Below are 18893 nucleotides of genomic sequence, written 5' to 3'. Positions count from 1 at the left end.
GCGGCTCCAGCTCCGTTCGGTCGATCTTCTTCCCTCGGTGCGGGCCATCCTGCCGTTCGCGCTGGTCAGGGGGCCAGGCCGGGAACCGGCCGGATATGGCCGGTGATCACGCTAGAGTCGGTCACGCCAGGGATCACCGGTAGGAGAGGCCCGAAGTGACGAGCCGGTTCGGCACGCTGCTGCGCCAGCTGCGGCGCGCGGCGGGGATGACTCAGGAACAGCTGGCGGAGCGGTCCGGGGTGGGGGTGCGCACCATCCGCAGGCTGGAGACCGGCGAACCCACCGACCCCCGGCTGGGGACGGTGAAGCTGCTGGCGGACGCGCTCGGGCTCGCACCGGACGAACGCCGGCGCCTGCTGGCCGAAGCGGGCGGCACCCCGGACCGGACACCGGAGGCGGCGGAAGAACCACCGGGCGAGGTTCCCGCGGTTCCCCCGGTGCACGGGCCCGTGGTGCCCCCGGCGTTCCGGGAAGCGCTCTCCGAAGCCGCCTCGACACTGGCGCAGGCGGTCAGCGGGCGATGGCAGCGCGAGGAGGAGCAGCGCGGGGTCCACGACCCGTTCCCCTTGCCGGTGCGCTGGCGGCCGATGGCACCGGAGCTGACCGATCACTGGGACAACATCAACCGGGCGCCTGCCGGGGTCACCTCGCGCCCGCTCGAGCTGACCGGCACCCTCGACGGGATCGCCGGCACCTACCGCCGGATCCCGTCGGGGCGCCTGGTGGTGCTGGGCCGCGCCGGTTCCGGGAAAACGATCCTGGCGCTGCGGTTCGTGCTGAGCTACCTGCGCACGCGCACCGAGGCCGAGCCGGTGCCGGTCGTGTTCGACCTCGGCTCGTGGGACCCGACCGCCCTCGCGCTCCGCGACTGGCTGATCGACCGCCTGCTGCGCGACTATCCCGGCCTGGCCGCCGACGGCGGAGGCGGGGAGACGCTCGCCGCCGCGCTCGTCGAGGCCGGTTACATCCTGCCCGTGCTGGACGGGTTCGACGAGATCGCGAACGGCCTGCACCGCGCCGCACTGGAAGCGCTCAACGGCACTGCACTGCCGCTGCTGCTGACCAGCCGTCCCGGCGAGTTCGCCAGGGCCGTGGCGGCGACGGACGTGCTGACCGGGGCCGCCGGGATCGAGCTGACCGACCTCACCCCGGACGATCTCGCCGGCTACCTGCCCCGCACCGTCCGCCGCGCGGCGGACGGCATGTGGGATCCGGTCCTGACCGTGCTGCGCGAGCGGCCGGACAGCCCGGCCGCTGCCCGTCTGAGAGCCGTGCTGAGCACTCCGCTGATGATCGTGCTCGCCCGGACCGTCTACAGCGACACGCCCGGGCGGGATCCGGCCGAACTGCTGGACAGCGCCCGGTTCCCCACCGCCGAAGCGCTGGAAGACCACCTGCTGGACAGTTACGTGCCCACCGTGTACCGGCACCGGCCCCCGGCCGGTCCCGCCGGGCGGGGCACCAGCGGGAGCGGGACGGACCGGGACTGGGATCCGGCCAGGGCCCGGCACTGGCTGGGCCACCTCGCCCGGCACCTCGACCGGCTCGGCACGCACGACCTGGCGTGGTGGCAGCTCGGCACTTCGCTGCCCAAGTCGCGGCGGATCCTCACCGTCGTGCTGGGCACCTCGCTGGTCACCGCGGTCTTCGACTGGCTGTTCGTGCTGCCCTTGGACATCGCCGCTTCCGGGGTTTCGGCCGGGCTCCGCGCCGGACTGGTCGAGGGGGTGCTGACCGGGGCGGTGGTCGGCCTGGCCTTCGGTCTGGTCTACGGGATCCTGATCGTCTACGGCGGGGTGGAGTTCGAACCGTCCCGGGTCCGGATGCGGTGGTTCGGCCGGGCCGGGCGGACGGGGCTCGCGCGCCGGTTCACCGCCCGGTTCGGCGTGGGGCTGCTGGGCGGTTTCCTGGTGGGGCTCGGCTTCGGCCCGATGAGCACGCTGGTGCGGGGACTGCTGTACGGCTTCCCGGCGGAGACCGGCCTGGTACTCCAGGTCACGCTGGTGAACATGTTCCTCTTCGGGCTGGTCTACGGGCTCGCGGCCGGGGCGGTGTTCGGGCTGATGGCCGTGCTGGAGGCGCCGATGAATCTCAGTTCCGCGGCCAACCCGCTGGGACTACTGGCGGCGAACCGCGGGACCGTGGGGCGCCAGGTGCTGATGCTGATACCGATGATCACCGTCGGGATCGCCGTCGGCGGCCGTCTCGTAATCGACCTCTTCCAGGGCGCACTGGGCCCGCTGGTCTGGACGCTGGAGGGCGGGCTGCTGACCGGGGCGATCGGCGGGCTCGGCGGCAGCCTGTGCTACGCCTTCGCCTTCACCGCCTGGGGCCAGTGGGTGCTGCTGTCCCGTTTCTGGCTGCCGCTGACCGGGCGGCTGCCGTGGGCGATGGCCGCCTTCCTCGACGACGCCTACCGGCGGGGGGTGCTGCGCCAGGCCGGTGCGGTGTACCAGTTCCGGCACGCCCGTCTGCGCGACCACCTGACCGGGAAAGCGCCTTCTGGCACACCGGGTCGCGGCCCGGTGGACACCGGCGTAAAAGTGCCGCGACCTTAATCGGATCGAGACCGCGCGAAGACGGATTCTGTCACACTGCAATCTCGCAAAAACGTACTCGGTGGACAATTGACGGAAAGGTCGCACTGGTGGACGGATTTGACCTGAAACAGGTCACCAAGCTGGAGTGGATGGGGATCGGGGGCGGGCTCGTGGCCTTCGTCGCGAGTTTCCTGCCCTGGTACTCCTTCAGCGCCGGAGTGCTCAGCGGCAGCCTGAGCGCCTGGAGCGTGGGCATCGGGGGCTGGGGCCCCGTGCTGCTGCTGATCGCCTGCGGCGCGCTCGTCCTGGCGCCCCGCTTCGGCAGGCAGGTGCCGAACGCGCCGCTCATCTGGCTCATCGCCTCCGGCGTGTCGGTGCTGATCATCCTGCTGCGTTGGGTCACCCTGCCCAGCGATCCGCTGGGCGGCCTCGGGGGAGCGGGCTTCAGCGCCGGCGCCGGGTTCGGGCTCTTCCTGGGACTGGTCGCCGCCATCGTGTCCTGCGCGGGAGCCGTCCCCGGCTACCTCGCCACCCGCAAGGCCGCCTGACCGGCGTGCCGCCTGCCCCGTGGGCGGGGCAGGCGGTGCGGGTGCGTCGGGTTCGCCGGCTCACCTTCCGGGGGCGATTGCGGCGGGGCTCGGACGTGCCAGGCTGAGGGCATCGGCCAGGCAAGGACAGTTCGATCCTCCGGAGACTCCGATGACTTCCGAAGCGCCTGTTTAGGAAACCCTCAGCAGCGTCGCCCAAGGCGAGGCGCCGGTGCTGGAACGGCTCGTCGCGATGAATCTCGACTCGCTGGCGAATTCGGGGCTCGACGACAAGACCTATTTCCTCGTCCGGCTCGCCGCGCTGGTCGCGATGGACGCCGCGCCCGTGTCCTACCTGACGAACCTCGGGATGGCGGCCGACTCGGGGGTCACGCTGGAAGACGCACAGGGCACGTTGATCGCCATTTCGCCGCTGGTGGGGAGCGCGCGGGTGGCGTCCGCGGCCGGAAAGATCCTGCGCGTGTTCGGAGTGACTATGGCGGCCGAGGCGGTCGCCGACGAGGACATCCAGTAGAACGGGATCTCCACACCCGGCAAGAAGCCTCCTTTTCGGACGGTCCTACTGTCCTAAAAGGAGGCTTCGACGAAGGTAGGTTCAGGGAAGGTGCGCGGTGAAGAAAGACGTCACCGCATTCCACACGGCGGGAACCGAGATCTCCGGCGGGATCCGGCCGACCAGTTCGGCCCGGCCCTGGGCCGTCATCAGCCCGGCGGCCTGCAGCTGCGGGACCTGTGCGCCGAAGTCGGTGAACACCCAGTGGTTGGCATCGCTCAGCTGGATCCGCCGGGCATGGTTCCCACTGTGCGCGAGCAGGGCCGACCACGAGCGGTCGTACCGCTCGCCGCGGAAACCGTCGGTACCGAACAGCAGGAGCGGCCGCTCCACACCTTCGCGGGCCACCGGCAGCAGTTCGGCCTCCTGACCGGGCTGCTCGGGCAGGTAGTCGAGGGGACCTTCGAGGTTGACAGCCACGCTCACGCGCTTGTCGTCTCGCAGGACTTCGGCTGCGATAGCCCCGCCGGTACCGTGCCCGTACATCCCCAAACGCCGCGTATCCAGTGCCCGGCCCAGGTTTTCCGGCAGCCCGCGGCCCTCCGCGTCCGGATTGCCTCCGGCGGCGAGCGTGTCCATCGCGTCGAGCACGAGACGGGTGTCGGCCAGCCGGGTGGCGATGGCGGTCCGGTAGGTGGCCGGGTCGGTGCTGGGGTTGGCCGGCACGTCGATCGGCCGCACACGGCCGTCGGGGAAGGCCACTTCGGAGGCCTCCCGGGGTGATCGACGGTGGCGACGACGAACCCGCGGGAGGCGAGTTCGATGGCCAGGCCGGTGCCGAGCGTCCTCGGGTCGGCCAGCCCCGGGCTGTAGAGCAGCACCGGTCGCCGGACGGGTTGTGCCGGGGCTCCGGCGTGCGCGGCGGTCGGCGTCGCGCCCCAGTCCACTCCCGTCTTCGGCAACTGGGGGTGTAGCCACGTGGCGTCGATGGCTGGGAACAGCGTGGCCGCGCCCGCGGGCATCTGCGGCGCGAGCGGGTAGCCGTGTGCCCGGACCGCCGGGTAGAACAGGGTGACCATCACCTCCCGGTCGGTTCCGTTCCACGGATCCTTCCGGCCGTGATCGACCAGGTGCAACTCAGTGGTCCCGACCTGGTGCGGCCCGTCCGGGGCCGGGAGCCGCAACACCGGAGCGTCGGCGGCCACAGCCCGCGGAGCGGCACAACCGACCGCGGTGAGCAGCACCATGATGAACGTGACCAGGGTACGCACGATTTCTCCCCTCGTTTTCGGTTTCCTGCCGGTGAATCAGTCGGCCTGGGTGAGAATTCGGCCGACGTAGTCCCACAGTTCTTCGCCGATCGCGGATTCCGAGGTGCCGGGCAGCACTTCCTTCACCACACCCAGCCCGTGCTCACGGAAGAAAAGGACGACCGACTCCCCGACGGCGGGATCGCCGCCGGTGAACATGTCCATGACGACCTTCAGGCGAGCGGCGGTTCGCCGCACCGCGGGATCATCGACCGGGTCATCCGCCTGGCAGTGCCGCACCAGGTCCGCGAGCACCAGCCGCCATTCACCGTCGAGCCATTTCCGGCCGTCCGCGCCGATTTCGCTCGCGCGTCGGTCGAGCACTTCCCGTTGCTCCCGCGAAAGGTCGTCGTGGAACAGGCTGGTGCGGCCGAACAGTGCGAGCAACTCCGTGGGTCGTGGCTGCGGGGAACCGGCCAGCTGTTCCAGCAGACCGCCGATCTGGTTGCGCAGCGCGTTCAGACGCCACAGCTGGTCGTCGATCTCGTCGAGACGCCGGTTCAGCACGTCCCGCAGGGCATCCGTGCCGGTGCGCTCGTCGAGCACCTCACGGATCTTTTCCAGTGACATGCCCAGTTGCCGCAGCAACCGGATCCGGTACAGGCGCTGGACATCCTGTTCGGTGTACCGGCGGTGGCCCGCACGAGTGCGCTCGCCGGGGCGCAGCAGTCCGAGTTCGTCGTAGTGGTGGAGGGTCCGCACGGTGAGGCCGGTGGCCTTCGCCAGCGCCCCCACACTCCATCGCCCGCGGCCGTCATCGTTTCCGGTCACGAAGATCACGGTAAAACCTCACGCGACGTGAGGTGCAAGCTCTTTCGAGCATAAAGGGGCGGCGGCACCGTGGACCGGTACCGCCGCCCAGGGTGCTACTGGACGAACCAGTACCCGTAAGAGGTGTAGTCCGGGTACGCGTTGAGCATCGGGCGGGGCTGCTGGAGGTCGATCCGGACCTCGGGGGAGGTGATCAGATCGCCCGGGATGGTGAAGGTGTAGGTCTGCCATCCGCTGGTTCCGCCCACCCGGGTCCAGGTACCGGCGGGCCGCCCATTCACCAGCACGGTCGATTCGGGCACCGTGCCGTGCATCGCGGTCCGGGCGACGAGGGTGGTGGGCTTGCCGGGGACGAGGTTGTGCGCGGTGAAGCTCTCGCCGCCCATGATCGTCCGGCCGCTGTCGATCGTGTTCCCCTGCCGCGTCAGCACGGTCCAGGGCTGGATTCCCTTCTGTGCCGGGAGGAACGCGTAGGAATGCGCGGACTCTCCGTCGAGGTCGGCGACGTTCACGTAGTCCCGCACCTCGCCCCGCACCGGGCAGGCGTCCCCGGAGCCGGCCAGTCTCCAGTCGGCGCGATAGATCGCGAAGGTGCGGAACGGCACGATGAGACCGCCGTCGGCGTCCGGCGGGGTGTGCACGTCGAAGCTCGCCTCGGCGGGCTGCACGAGAATCCCGGCGTCCTTCAGCGGCGACATCGGAACACCGGGACCGGTCTCGTAGGCGGCGAAGTATCCGGGGCGCTTCGCTTCGGGCAGGCGCCGCAGCTTTTCGTACACCGAGCCGACGCCGTTGTTGCTGGCCTGGGCGAACCCGTTGGTGCCCAGCCCGATCAGGTCCACCACCCGGTGGTCGCCGAGGTAGGCCACGGCACCGACGTCCTTGATCGCCACGATCGCGCCCGGTGGCACGTTGCCCATGATCCAGGCCGCGTACGAGACGTCGCTGTCGCGGATGGCGGCTGCCGCCCTGGCGAAGCGCACCGCCCACGTCGGCATCGCGACGAGCGAGAACACCAGGATCATCGTGAGCCCCGCGTGCAGTGCGAAGCGCCGCGCCCTCAGCTGGGGCACCACCCGGCTGATGGCGTACACGCCGCTGACGACGAACAGCAGGAACAGGGGCATGAAGGGCTGGAAGTAGCGCAGCTCGTGCACCAGCGCACTCACCAAAGTGGACAGCGAAAGCACGGCCGCGGCCAGCCCGGCGAGAGCCGCGATCACCAGCGGGCGCCTGCCGCGGTCGGTGAGCAGGTACGCGGCACCGAGTCCGGACAGCAGGAGCGCGCCGGGGAAGGCGAAGTCCTGGCCGTGGAAACCGAGGAAGATGTCCACCAGGCCGCGCAGCATCGCCATGGTGCGGTCGGCGAACTCGCCGAGGTAGAACTCCGGCCGATCGTGCAGCATCGACTTGGACTGCACGCCGTTGGCCGAGGCGGTTCCGGTGGCCAGCTTGTAGAACAGCAACTGCCCCGCGCCCACGGCGGCGGGAAGCAGGCTCCACCCGGCGAGCCTCAGCGTCCTCGACGCGCCGGCCGTCCGGCGGTGTGTCCACAGTGTCCAGAGCACCGCGCAGGTGATCGAACCGGCGAAGATCAGTCCTTCGGGCCGGGACAGCGCCAGCAGCGCCGCGACGAGCGGGGTGAAGCGGAACCGGGCTGATGTCCGTTCGATGACGAAGGTGGCCAGGAGACCGGTCACCAGCAGCATCACCAGGCCGACTTCCATGCCGCTCGCCGCGCCCCAGGAGAGCGCGCCGCTCAGCGCTACGAGCACCCCCGTCCAGATCCCGACCGTGCGGTTCACCAGCCGGGTACCGAGCACGCAGGCGGTCGCCGCGGCCGCCGCGAAACAGAAGATGTTGAACACCACCGCGAAGACCAGGAGCAGGGTGCCGTGGAAACCGATCGCGTAGGCGGCGCCGAGGATGAACGCGTAGAGCATGCTGCTGGCGCCGGCGCTGATTTCGTCGCCCGCGTTGAACTGGAAGAAATGCCCCGAGCCCAGTTGTTTCCCGTATTGCAGGTGGATGTAGACGTCGTCGAGCGGGGCGAACAGCCTCCCGTCGTTCCACAGGACCGAAACCGCGGCGAAGCCGAAACCGGACACCAGGGCCAGCAGGGCGATCCACAGTTCGGGACGTAACCGGATCCGTCTGCGATGCTCCCAGCCCGCATTCCCGGGAGGTGCTTGCACTTCCCGGGAGCCGTCCAAAATCTGGGTCACTCGATTTTTGCCTCTCTTGCGTCTCGTCGGCGTACCGGGCACGGCTCGCCGCTTCGACTGCTTTAGGCCGGAGAGACACTGCAGGTTGCAGAAGTGTGATCCCGGTTACACTTCCCGTGTTCGTCGCCGTTTCCGGTCGGTGATCGCGCAGACCGCACCGCCCGCGAGCACGAAACCGGCCGCGGCCGCCAGCAGGCGGGCTTCCGGCAGTCCGTGCGCGAGCAGGTCACCGGCCGCCGCCCCGCCACACCCGGCCAGTACGGCCAGTGCCAGCGTCCGCGCGAGTTCGCGCGGCCAGCCCAGCCACAGCGCCCGTGCCACCAGCACGGCGCCGCACGCCAGGGAAACGGCGGTGGTCCCGAAGTTCAGGCCGTAGCGCAGGGGCAGGGCCGGGACGAAGAAGAGCACCAGGAACCAGCCCAGGCAAGCGCATACCGCCCTGATCGCCGGTCCGGCCCTGCCGGGGCCGCGTGCCGCCCACCAGCGCGCCGCCGCCAGCACGCCGAGCGCGAGGGCGGAGCGCGGCAGCCAGGCGGCGGCATGGGCGAGGTTGTAGAGCAGGGCGGTGTCGTACACCGCGAGCACGAGGCAACCGAGCGCGGCGAGCGAGACGACCAGCGGCACCAGGTGCGGCTCCCGGTCCGGGCCGGAGGCCAGGCGGCCGGCCGCGATCGGCACGAGCAGCCCGGACAGCACGCGAAGCACCAGATCGGCGGTGGTGTAGGGATTGTGCAGCGACCACTCGATCAGGCAGAACGTCGCGGTGTAGGAGGCCGATACCGCCCATCGCGCTGCCAGTGCCCGCCCGAACACGGGGGCGCCGCACCACCGGCAGACGGTCAGGTAGGCCAGCAGGACGAACGGCAGTTCCAAAAACGCCTGAACGCGCAGCACCGTCGGCGACAGCAGGCCCGGCGCGGGGAACGCGTCGGCGAACCGGCCGGGATCGGCCAGTGCGAACCAGCCGGCGGGCAGATAGCGCGCGATACGGGAAACGTCTCCGTGCCATTCCCGCCACACGTACACGGTGAACAGCACCTGGTTTACGAAGAGCAGCGCGGTCACGACCAGCAGCCAGAATCCTGGATGCCGCGCCCAGCTGCGTTCCCGTCGCACGGGAGAGTTCATGCGGGGGAGTACCAGCACCGCGTAAGCGGTCGTGACGATGATCAGCGCGGGGAGCGCGACCGTGCCCATCCGGCCAGCCTAGGCAGGGGGTTCGCAAGCGCTTTCGTGCCCGGCGGTCAGGGTGTCCCCGGTGGCGGTGCGGCGGTAGACCACGCGGCGGCCGACGCGCGCGCCGACGATCAGGCCCGCCTCACGGAGCACGGCGAGGTGACCGCCGACGGTGCCCAGGGACAGTCCGAGTTCCGCGGCCAGTTCGCTGCTGGTCCCGGGCCGTTCGAGCGCGAGGAGGATCGTTGCCCGGTTCCCCCCGACGAGCCGCCCGAGGGCATCCCGGGGCGGCCGCCGCCCCATCGCCGCGACCCCGCGCACGGGATAGACCAGGGCGTGGCGGGCCGGTGGTTCCTCGCACAGCCAGGAGCCGCTCGACACACTCACGGGCACGAACAGCATCCCGTCCTCGCCCACGATCCGGTCCGGGCCGGGCCGGTCGCTGAACCGGATCGCGTCCGCCCCGACCCAGGCGCTCCGCCGGCTCATGCGCCGTAACGCCCGCGGCCAGCCGTAGGCCGCCAGCAGGCCCGCGCGGTAGGTGACGTCCCGTTCCAGCAGCGCGCGGCGGCGCGGCCATTCCGCGGCGACATGGCCGTGCCAGACCACATCGAGCAGAGAGGCGGTCCTGGCCGCCCATTCGCCGCCGCACAGCCAGCTCAGGTCGTGTTCCCGCCAGCTGCGCTCGACGGACTTCTCCAGCCCGGCGCGGACGGTGTCGTCGGAGGCGGCGGACACCTTGGCCAGCTCGCCGTCCAGTGTCGTGCGCATCCCGTCGTCCGGGGGCAGCGTCAGGTAGCCGGGCAGCCATTTGGTCGAGCCGAGCAGGCGCACCAGGCCGCGGGCGAACGGGTCACCGTCGAGGACCCGGGTGAAGGCCTCCTGATGGGACGCGTGCCAGTCGGACAGTCCGGGCAGCGGGGTCCGCTTGCCCAGCGTGATCATCGTCCCGAGCGTTTCGGCCAGCGGTGACAGCGCGAACCGCGATCGCGCCAACGCCGTCGAATTCAGCCGCAGCAGCACCATCTTTCGCCTCCACGCGAAACGATAGTGCCCGCCGCGGAGCTTCCCCCACACTCCGCCCGGTGTCTTCCTCCTCGTTCTGGCGGACCGGTTTCCGCTGGTTCTTCGCCGGTCAGCTGATTTCCCTGTTGGGCAGTTCCCTGGCTCCGGTCGCGCTGGCGTTCGCCGTGCTGGATGCGTCCGGCCGCCCGGGTGATCTCGGCGTCGTCCTGGCCGTCCGCATGCTGCCGATGCTGGCCTTCCTGCTGGTGGGCGGCGTGGTGGCCGACCGCTTCCCGCGCCGCGGCGTGCTGGTGACCGCCAACCTCGGTTCGGCGCTCACCCAGGGTGCGGTCGCGATGCTGCTGCTGAGCGGCCGGTACTCCCTGCCCGCGGTGGCCGCGCTGGAGTTCGCCAACGGTGTGCTCACCGCGTTCACCACACCCGCGCTGCGCGGGGTGCTCCCGGAACTGGTGGACCGGAATCGGCTCCGGGAGGCCAATTCGGTGCTGAGTTCGGTGCGCAACGCCACGAAGATCCTCGGTCCGAGCCTGTCCGGCGCGCTCGTTGCCGTGGCGGGCAGCGGGCCCGCCATCGCCTTCGACGCCGCCACCTACCTGCTCGCGGCCGCCTGCCTGGCGCGACTGCCGGTCGGGTCGAGGGCACCGGGCAAGGCGGGTCTCCTGCGCGAGTTGCGCACGGGCTGGGCGGTGTTCCGCGGTACGCGCTGGGTTTGGCTGGTGACATCGGCCTTCTGCGGGTTGAACCTGGTCCAGACCGGGACCTGGCAGATCCTCGGTCCCGTACTCGGCGGGCAGGCCGGTGGTGCCCCGGTCTGGGGCGCCGTGCTCAGTGCCCGCGGTGCCGGCCTGCTCGCCATGGGCATGGTGATGTACCGGGTGCGGGTGCGGCGCCTGCTGCGGCTCGGTCTGCTCGCCGGTTCGTCCGGGGCGCTTCCGCTGCTGGCTCTCGGCGCGCACCTGGCCGTACCGTGGCTCGTCGCGGCGGCGTTCACCGGCGGCATGGGGTCCGCGGTGCTCGGAATCAGCTGGGAAACCTCGCTCCAGCAACACATTCCCGCGCAGGCGTTGTCGCGGGTGTCCGCCTACGACGACCTGTTTTCCTATCTCTCGAACCCGGTGGGGCAGTTGAGCGTCGGCCCGCTCGCCGCGGTGTTCGGTGGTTCCACGGTCGCCACCGTCGCCGGGATCTGCTACGTCCTCGTGATGGTGCTCCCGTTGTCGTCCAGTGAGGTCCGCCGCCTGCCCGCGCTTGACAGGGAGGAGGAGCGCGGGCAGGCTGTCCTATAGTCCTACTGTCGTAGGACAAGTAGAAAAGGGCCGCTGGGTGATCGAGTTCGTGCTGGACGGACGGTCGAAGGTCAACACCTATGTGCAGCTGGTGCAGCAGGTGAAACAGGCGCTCCGGGTGGGCCTGCTGGAGCCGGGGGACCAGCTGCCGAAGGTGCGCGACGTGGCGCAGTCGCTGGCCATCAACCCGAACACGGTCCTCAAGGCCTACCGCGAACTGGAGCTCGAAGGGCTCGCGGAAGGCAGGCCCGGGGTGGGCACGTTCGTCAAGCGGACGCTCGCGGGCGCGTCGCTGGAGAACCAGGGTGAGCTGCGCGCGGAGTTCGCGGACTGGCTCCGGCGGGCGCGCGAGGCGGGGCTGTCCCCGGAAGACATCAGGGCATTGGTCGAAACCACCATGCGGGCCACGGCGGTGGAACCGCGTCAGGAGGCAAAACCGTGAACGACTTCGTACTCCAGATGCGTGGTCTGGGGAAGAGATACCGGAACAAATGGGCGGTGCGGGACTGCACGCTGCGACTGCCCGCCGGCCGGGTCGCCGCGCTCGTCGGGCCGAACGGGGCGGGCAAGAGCACCCTGCTGCACATGGCGGTGGGGCTGCTGCGCCCGGACGCCGGAGAGGTAAGGGTCTTCGGCGAAGATCCCTACGGCAACGACGCGGTGCTGGGCGAAATCGGTTTCGTCGCCCAGGACACCCCGCTCTACCGTGACTTCACCGCCGCCGAACTGGTCACCATGGGCGGCAGGCTGAACCGCCGCTGGGACGCGAACCTCGCCCGCGAGCGGCTCGCTCAGCTCGGCATCCCGCCGAAGCAGCCCGTCGGCAAGCTGTCGGGCGGGCAGCGGGCGCAGGTCGCGCTCGCACTCGCCATGGCGAAACGGCCGCGGCTGCTGCTGCTCGACGAGCCGGTGGCGAGCATCGACCCGCTGGCCCGCCGTGAGTTCATGCAGGCGCTGATGGGCAGCGTCGCCGACTCCGGGACCACCGTGCTGCTGTCCTCGCACCTGCTCGCCGACCTGGAACGGGTCTGCGATCACCTGATCGTGCTGAACGCCTCGGAGGTCCGGCTCGACGGCGCGGTCGACGACCTGCTGGCCGGCCACCGGAGGCTCGTCGGCCCGCGGCACCGGGACGGGGCCCTTCCCGGTGTCGAAGCGGTCATTCAGGCCAGCCACACCGACCGGCAGTCCACCCTGCTGGTCCGCACCGGCGGGCCACTCGGAAATCCTTTGTGGACGGAGCACGAAGTGACACTCGAAGACCTCATCCTGGCGTATCTCGCCCAGGGGGAAAACCAGGACAGCCGCGACGCCTGGGGGGTGCCGGCATGATCTGGCTGACCTGGCGGCAGCACCGCAGGCAGGCGCTGGCCGCGCTGATCACCTTCGCGGCGCTCGCCGCGTTCCTCGTCCCGACCGGGCTGGCGATGCGGCACACCTTCGCCACCCTCGGCCTGCCGGACTGCCTCCGGCAGCTGGGTTCCGGTGGCGGGGAGTTCGTGCCCGCCGGTACGAGCGATACCTGTGGCACCGCGCTGAAACAGTTCAAGAACGAGTACGGCACCCTGTCCGCGGCCACCATCCTGCTGGTCGTCCTGCCACTGCTGGCGGGGTTGTTCTGGGGTGCGCCACTGGTCGCCCGCGAGGTCGAGCAGGGCACGCACCGGATGATCTGGACGCAGGGGGTGAGCAGGCGCCACTGGGCGCTGGTGAAGTTCGGCCTCGTCGGCGGTGCCGCGCTGCTCGCCTCCATCCTTTATGGACTCGCGGTGTCCTGGTGGTACACGCCGCTGGCGCAGAGTGGAAACGGCCGTTTCGACACCTTCGCCTTCGACATCCAGGGCGTCGCGCCGGTGGGCTACACCGCCTTCGCCGTGCTGCTCGGCGTGTACGCAGGGACGGTCTGGCGGAAGGTGCTGCCCGCGATGGCCGCCACGCTGACCGGGTTCGTCGCCATCCGGATCCTGCTGACCGCGCTGGCCAGGCCGAACTACCTGCCCGCCCGCACCCTCACCTTCCCGGTGCGAGGCGTTTCCCCGGCGATGGATCCGGCGCTGGGCAACTGGGTCGTCTCCCAGGATGTCCGTGACGCGACCGGCAAGGTGGTCATGGCGAACGCCCAGGTCGGCTGTCCACCTCAGGACGCGACCTGCGGGGGCCTCGGGGAGGGCACCTACAACCTGGTGCGGTACCAACCCGGCGACCGGTTCTGGCTGTTCCAGGGCATCGAGACCGGAATCTTCGTGGTACTCGCCGCGGTGCTGCTCTACCTCGCCCTGCGGCGCCTCCGCCACATCGCCTGAAACTGAGAGACCAGGTATCGTCCGCTGTGCGGGCCTTGGCCGCCAACGGCTTCGCCGAACTGGGACCGGACGAGGCGTAGTCACACTGGGAGCGGGACGTCCCCGGCAAAGTCGGCCCATGCGAGGGCGAGTCCCACTTTCCGGCGCTTGTGTCCCACCTTCCGGCGCTTGTGTCCCACCTTCCGGCGCATGAGTCCCACGCTCCGGCCTGGGTTGGTGCCCTCAGGGCGCCGGACTCTTGCCGGGACCCCTCACGGCAGCGCGCTCACCGCCACTGGTGCCGGAGCAGGTGGGTAGCGAAGGCGAGAACCGCGAGGACGACCGCTGCCCCGGCCAAGACCGGCGGTGGGGCGGTGAAGCCGTTCAGCGCCAGGTACCACACCGGTAGGTAGACGGCTTGGAAAAGCCGTTGTGTGCGAACGATTTCGCCCAGCGCCAGCGCGAGTGACGGGATGGCCAGCGCCGCGCCGGTCCAGGCGGCCATTCCGGCGCCGTCGCCCGCGAGCACCAGGCGCAGCAGCGGACCCGATCCCGCCAGCGCGGTGAGCACCAGCCCGGCCGCCCATTCGGCGACGACCCGCCGGTGCCCGGCCGGAGCCGCTTCGGTCAGGTCCGTGACCCCGTTCTCGTGTCGCTGGGCGCCGAGCCGGGACCAGAGCACGACCGGCCAGATCCAGGTCACCGCGAGCGCCGAGCCGGGCGCGGCCCCGGTCACGGCCAGGCTCCCCACCGTCAGCGCGGCCAGGCCGAGCCACCACCAGGCCCGGACGCCCTGCGTGAGAATGCGGAACTCACCGGCGAACAGTCTTCCCATCGTGCTGCCCGGGCGGACCACGGTCCGTGGCCGCGCCAGGTGCAGCGGTGCGGCCGATGCCTCCTGCGACCGTTGTGGCGCCGCCGCATGCCCCCGAGCGGGGTCGAACCGGCCGAACCACAGGGCGGGCAGGATCGCCGTCACCCCCGCCGCCAGCAGCAGCGCGAGCCGGGTGAGGACGAAGGAGGCGTCGGGCGCCAGCCCCGGCCACACGAACGTCCGCAATGGACGGTCGAGATACATCAGCCCGAGGCCGAACTCGGCGCTGTCCGGGGCGGCCTGCTCCGCGCGCATCGACGCACCGATCGCGCGCATGCCCAGGACCGGCCCGCTCTGCCCGGCCACCACGAAGACCAGCCAGCCGAAGAACCACACGATGTTCCCCAGGCCCGCACGGACCGGCGGTGCCGAATCGAACAGCAGCGCACCGGCCGCGGTCACGGCCAGGAGCGGCAGCGTGATCAGCGCGAACGGCAGCAGCAGCGCGGGGAGCTCGATCGTGGTGGACTCGCCTCTGACCAGCTGGAGCACCAGTGCCGTCGCGGCCAGGACACCGGTCATCGACGAGAGCACCAGGAGGTTGCTGAGGAACTTCCCGCCCAGATACCCGGATGTGCGCAGCGGGGTGGCGGCCAGCAGCGCGCCCACCCCGCTGCGCTCGTCGCGGTCGACGGTGCCACGGACGAGGAAGAACCCGGCCAGCGTGAGCCACAACCCCCCGGCGAGCGCGGTCACCGTCCCGAGGTAGGCGCTGTTGTAGAGGCCCCGGTAGCCTCCCGCGTTCAGGATCACCCATCGGGCGTCCGCGGGCGGTGCCGCCAGACAGGCGAGACCGGCCGCGCCGATCAGAATCGCGAGGTAACCGGGACGGCGCACCCTTTCCCGGAAGTCCGCGAGGGCGAGCGCGCCCACTGTCCGCGCGTTCATCGGACGAGGTGGAGGTAGGCGTCTTCCAGGTCCGGCGCCACCGCGACCGCGTCCGCCCTGGGCGGCGACGGCGAAAGCAGGCGCACCTTGGTGCCCGCCGCGGTGTGGCTCACCCTGCTCACCACGAATTTCGCCTGCAACGCGGCGATCTCGCCCGGCCCGGCCACAACCTCCCACACCTGGCCGTCCATCGCGCGCAGGAGGTCCTCCGGCGCGCCCCGGTGGCGCAGGCGCCCGGCGGCGAGAATCGCGATGTCCCCGGCCACCGACTCGATGTCGGAGACTATGTGGGTGGACAGCAGCACCAGGCGGTCGGTGGCGAGGTCGCTCAGCAGGTTGCGGAACCGCACCCGCTCCTGCGGGTCCAGTCCCGCGGTCGGTTCGTCGACGACCAGCACCCGCGGATCGGTCAGCAGTAGTTGCGCGATGCCGACCCGCCGCAGCATGCCGCCGGAGTAACGGCCCAGCGGGCGCTTGCCCGCTTCGGTGAGGTTGACCAACTCCAGCACCTCACCGATTCGCGCCCGCGCGGATCGGGCCGACACTCCTTTGACGGCCGCCAGATAGGACAGGAACTCCGTCGCGGTCAGGTGCGGGTAGACGCCGAAGTCCTGGGGCAGGTAGCCGAGCGTGCGCCGGAGGGCTGATGGCTTGGCGACCACGTCGGTTCCTTCGAACAGCACACGGCCGCTGCTGGGCCGGGTGATCGTCGCGACGATTCGCATCAGCGACGACTTTCCCGCGCCGTTGGGGCCGAGCAGGCCCACCAGTCCGGTGCCCAGCCGCATCGTCAGACCGTCCACGGCTCGCTTGCCCCCGCGGTAGACCTTGGTGACCTCCGTCAACTCGAGCATTCAGGCGCCCCTTCGCACGGTGGCGTTGGAGCACCGCAACCGGAGCGTGCCGACCGGATCCTCGACCCGAAGCCAGCCTCGCGTCACGTTCGCCGTGAGGTCCCCGGCGAACCCGGCGGACCGCACCGGACCGCCGTCACTGGTCACCTCCACCGCGGTTTCCGGCGGTACCGCCACCACATTGAGCGAGCCGCAGCCCGGGACGAAGCCGCTGCAGGTCGCGCCCAACCGGAGCCTGCCGTCCACCAGGGTCCACGACGCGTTGCCCTCCAGGGTGGCCTTGCCATGCAGCGACCGCCGCACCTGGACCGTCCCGGCCGTGCCGGGCACGAGCCGCAGGTCGCTCTGCTCGTTCTCGATGACGAGTTTGGTGTTGTGGAAGGGAAAGTCGCGGCTTTCCTCGCGGGTGGTGTTGACGGCGCGGAAGTCGGCGCAGCCACTGGCGAGCAACGCCACCGCGAGCAACCCTGTCCCTGACCTGCCCAGCACGGTCGGCTCCTGTTCCTGTTCGGTGAAAATCCCGTGCCCAGCACATCAGCGCACGACCGGGCCTGGCACTACGCCCAGACCCCGGACCGGAGGTAGGGCCAGGCATACCTCGCGACGGTGGCCAGCCGGATCGAAGAGGACCCGAGCGGCCGGTTAGCGTGGGAACCCGGACGGAGAACGGGTAAACAGATGGCGCGGACGGTGCTGGAAGCACTGACCCGGCGGCGGTTCCTGCTGACCGCCTGGCCCTGGCGCGGGCTGGGCTACGTGGTGAGCACCGCGCCGGTGATGCTGGCGGCGTTGCTGCTGGCCGTGCCGGGCCTGCCGTGGATCGCGCTCCTGAGTGCCGTGTTCGAGGGCCGCCCGCCCGCACTGGGCGAGTTCGTGGGGCTCGCCTTGCTCGGCGGCGTACTGATCGCGGGCCTGGGGCCGCTGGTCACCATCCCGCTGGGCGCACTGGAGCGGCGGCGGCTTTCGCTGGTGGACACCAGGGCGGCGGTCTCGGGCCACCGGGTACCGCCCGGCCCGCGCCTGATGTCCTGGCTGCGGACCCGCTACACGGAAGCGGCCACCTGGCGCGCACTGGGCTACGGCTGCCTCGCGCTCACGCTGATCCCGGTGCTGTACGGGGTCGCATTGTCCACAGTGGTGCTCGTCGGCAGCTTCCTCGCCGCTCCGGTGCTCGTATCCGGCGGGACACCGGTAGCGCTGGGCTGGGCGCGGGTGGCCACGCCGGGGCAGGCGCTGCCGTTCGCGCTCGCGGGCCTGGCGCTGCTCCCGGCCGTTCCCTACCTGCTCGGCTTGCTGGCCGGCACGCACGCCGCGATGGCGCGCGCCCTGCTCACCACGACCGCTCGCGCCGAACTGGTCGAGATGTCCCGCTCCCGTGCCCGGTTGGTGGACGCGTTCGAGGCGGAACGCCGCCGCATCGAACGCGACCTGCACGACATCGCGCAGCAACGACTGGTCGGCCTGACCCTGCACCTGGGGCTGGCCCGGCTCGACCTTCCGCCCGGCTCCCCGGCCGCCGGCGCGCTGGCCGGGGCCCACGAGCAGGCCAAGCGGCTCATGGCCGAGCTGCGGGATCTCATCCACGGCATCCACCCGCAGGTCCTCACCGATCTCGGGCTGCCCGCGGCACTGCCCGCGCTCGCCGACCGGGCCGGGATTCCGGTGGCCGTGCGGGTGGATCTGCCCGAGCGGCCACCCCGGCAGGTCGAGACCACCGCCTACTTCGTCACCGCGGAGGCTCTGGCCAACATCGGCAAGCACAGCGGTGCCTCGGCCGCCGAGGTCTCCGTCCGGCGCGACGGTGACCTGCTCGTCGTGGAGATCACCGACAACGGCCGTGGCGGAGCCACCCCCGGCCGTGGCAGCGGGCTCACCGGCCTGGCCGACCGGATCGCGGTGGTCGATGGCAGGCTGTGGTTGTCCAGCCCGGTAGGCGGGCCGACGGTTCTTCGAGCGGAGTTGCCTTGCCGATCCGGGTAGTGCTGGCCGAGGACGGCGTGCTGTTGCGCGCGGGCCTGGCCGGGCTGCTCGACCGATTCGGGTTCGAGGTGGTGGCCGAAGCCGGAGACGCGGCCGCGCTTCGCCTCGCGGTCACCGAGCACGTGCCCGACCTTTTGCTGACCGACATCCGGATGCCCCCGACGTTTCGCGACGAAGGGCTCCGCGCCGCCGTCGAGCTCCGCCGCGAGCACCCCGGGCTCGCGGTGGTCGCGCTCAGCCAGTACGTGCAGTACGACTACGCTTCCGAGCTGCTGGGCTCCCGAGACGGCCGAGGGGTCGGCTACCTGCTGAAGGACCGGGTCGCCGATATCGAGGATTTCGTCGCCGCGCTCCGCCAGGTGGCCGGGGGCGGCATGGTCGTCGATCCGCAGGTAGTGCGCCAGCTGCTGCGCCGCCCCAGCGACCCGGTCCACCGGCTGTCGCCCCGGGAACGGGAGGTGCTCGCACTGATCGCCGAAGGGCATTCCAACATCGCGATCGCCGAACGGCTCGTCGTGTCCGAGGCGGCCGTGGGAAAGCACATCGGCAACATCTTCGCCAAACTGGACCTGCCCCCGGCGGACGACGTCCACCGCCGGGTCCTCGCCGTGCTGGCCTATCTTCGGCACCACGAGTGACC

Annotated in this window: 17 protein-coding genes and 1 pseudogene; 9 read left to right on the top strand and 9 right to left on the bottom strand. The window is 70.9% G+C overall.

What is annotated here, in order from left to right:
• Positions 1-155 precede the first annotated feature (155 nt).
• From ORV05_RS27355 to ORV05_RS27345, 3 genes are all read left to right on the top strand, one after another.
• Entirely contained in the window at positions 156-2558 is a 2403-nt protein-coding gene (locus tag ORV05_RS27355) for a helix-turn-helix domain-containing protein (RefSeq protein ID WP_268754871.1), read from the top strand.
• 89 nt (positions 2559-2647) lie between these two features.
• Complete coding sequence (locus ORV05_RS27350; protein ID WP_268754870.1) at positions 2648-3088, top strand: hypothetical protein; 441 nt, start codon at positions 2648-2650, stop codon at positions 3086-3088.
• 211 nt (positions 3089-3299) lie between these two features.
• Positions 3300-3602, top strand: coding sequence for a carboxymuconolactone decarboxylase family protein (locus ORV05_RS27345; protein ID WP_268754869.1), 303 nt, complete (start codon positions 3300-3302; stop codon positions 3600-3602).
• Positions 3603-3683: 81 nt separating this feature from the next.
• Here the strand turns inward: ORV05_RS27345 and ORV05_RS27340 are convergent, their stop codons facing one another.
• From ORV05_RS27340 to ORV05_RS27315, 6 genes and pseudogenes are all read right to left on the bottom strand, one after another.
• Positions 3684-4343 (bottom strand): hypothetical protein, encoded by a 660-nt coding sequence (locus ORV05_RS27340; RefSeq protein ID WP_268760088.1) that lies wholly within the window; start codon positions 4341-4343, stop codon positions 3684-3686.
• 74 nt (positions 4344-4417) lie between these two features.
• Positions 4418-4828, bottom strand: a pseudogene (locus ORV05_RS27335) (alpha/beta hydrolase); the annotation flags it as partial.
• Positions 4829-4888: 60 nt separating this feature from the next.
• The gene (locus ORV05_RS27330) at positions 4889-5662 is read right to left on the bottom strand and encodes a MerR family transcriptional regulator (RefSeq protein WP_268754868.1); all 774 of its coding nucleotides are present in this window, start codon (positions 5660-5662) and stop codon (positions 4889-4891) included.
• 95 nt (positions 5663-5757) lie between these two features.
• Positions 5758-7887, bottom strand: coding sequence for a hypothetical protein (locus ORV05_RS27325; protein WP_268754867.1), 2130 nt, complete (start codon positions 7885-7887; stop codon positions 5758-5760).
• Positions 7888-7992: 105 nt separating this feature from the next.
• A complete protein-coding gene (locus ORV05_RS27320; protein ID WP_268754866.1) occupies positions 7993-9084 on the bottom strand; it encodes a hypothetical protein in 1092 nt (363 codons plus the stop codon).
• 9 nt (positions 9085-9093) lie between these two features.
• Positions 9094-10089, bottom strand: coding sequence for an ArsR/SmtB family transcription factor (locus ORV05_RS27315; RefSeq protein ID WP_268754865.1), 996 nt, complete (start codon positions 10087-10089; stop codon positions 9094-9096).
• 59 nt (positions 10090-10148) lie between these two features.
• Here ORV05_RS27315 and ORV05_RS27310 point away from each other — a divergent pair, with 59 nt between their 5' ends.
• Genes ORV05_RS27310 through ORV05_RS27295 form a run of 4 tightly spaced genes read left to right on the top strand, consistent with a single transcriptional unit; the run spans position 10149 to position 13678 of the window.
• A complete protein-coding gene (locus ORV05_RS27310) occupies positions 10149-11375 on the top strand; it encodes an MFS transporter (protein ID WP_268754864.1) in 1227 nt (408 codons plus the stop codon).
• Between the two features lie 37 nt (positions 11376-11412).
• Positions 11413-11817 (top strand): GntR family transcriptional regulator, encoded by a 405-nt coding sequence (locus ORV05_RS27305; protein WP_144589123.1) that lies wholly within the window; start codon positions 11413-11415, stop codon positions 11815-11817.
• Between the two features lie 17 nt (positions 11818-11834).
• The gene (locus ORV05_RS27300) at positions 11835-12707 is read left to right on the top strand and encodes an ABC transporter ATP-binding protein (protein WP_268759915.1); all 873 of its coding nucleotides are present in this window, start codon (positions 11835-11837) and stop codon (positions 12705-12707) included.
• On the top strand, positions 12704-13678 hold the full coding sequence (locus ORV05_RS27295) for a transporter (RefSeq protein ID WP_268754863.1): 975 nt from the start codon (positions 12704-12706) through the stop codon (positions 13676-13678). The genes ORV05_RS27300 and ORV05_RS27295 overlap by 4 nt, the downstream gene beginning before the upstream one ends.
• Before the next feature lie 265 nt (positions 13679-13943).
• On the opposite strand, the gene ORV05_RS27290 is transcribed toward ORV05_RS27295, so the two are convergent.
• Genes ORV05_RS27290 through ORV05_RS27280 form a run of 3 tightly spaced genes read right to left on the bottom strand, consistent with a single transcriptional unit; the run spans position 13944 to position 16762 of the window.
• Positions 13944-15419 carry a hypothetical protein gene (locus tag ORV05_RS27290; RefSeq protein WP_268754862.1) on the bottom strand — a complete coding sequence of 492 codons (1476 nt, stop codon included), beginning with the start codon at positions 15417-15419 and terminating at the stop codon, positions 13944-13946.
• Positions 15416-16273 carry an ABC transporter ATP-binding protein gene (locus tag ORV05_RS27285; protein WP_268754861.1) on the bottom strand — a complete coding sequence of 286 codons (858 nt, stop codon included), beginning with the start codon at positions 16271-16273 and terminating at the stop codon, positions 15416-15418. The genes ORV05_RS27290 and ORV05_RS27285 overlap by 4 nt, the downstream gene beginning before the upstream one ends.
• Positions 16274-16762, bottom strand: a complete 489-nt coding sequence (locus tag ORV05_RS27280) for a hypothetical protein (protein ID WP_268754860.1) — start codon at positions 16760-16762, stop codon at positions 16274-16276.
• A gap of 189 nt (positions 16763-16951) precedes the next feature.
• On the opposite strand from ORV05_RS27280, the gene ORV05_RS27275 reads away from it, so the two are divergent.
• Both ORV05_RS27275 and ORV05_RS27270 read left to right on the top strand, forming a co-directional pair.
• Positions 16952-18253, top strand: a complete 1302-nt coding sequence (locus ORV05_RS27275) for a sensor histidine kinase (protein ID WP_268754858.1) — start codon at positions 16952-16954, stop codon at positions 18251-18253.
• Positions 18244-18891 carry a LuxR C-terminal-related transcriptional regulator gene (locus ORV05_RS27270; protein ID WP_268759914.1) on the top strand — a complete coding sequence of 216 codons (648 nt, stop codon included), beginning with the start codon at positions 18244-18246 and terminating at the stop codon, positions 18889-18891. The genes ORV05_RS27275 and ORV05_RS27270 overlap by 10 nt, the downstream gene beginning before the upstream one ends.
• The last annotated feature ends 2 nt before the right edge of the window (positions 18892-18893 follow it).

It is taken from the genome of Amycolatopsis cynarae (assembly GCF_026802195.1).
Taxonomy (GTDB): domain Bacteria; phylum Actinomycetota; class Actinomycetes; order Mycobacteriales; family Pseudonocardiaceae; genus Amycolatopsis_E; species Amycolatopsis_E rhizosphaerae.
This window is presented reverse-complemented; position numbering and strand designations above follow the sequence as displayed.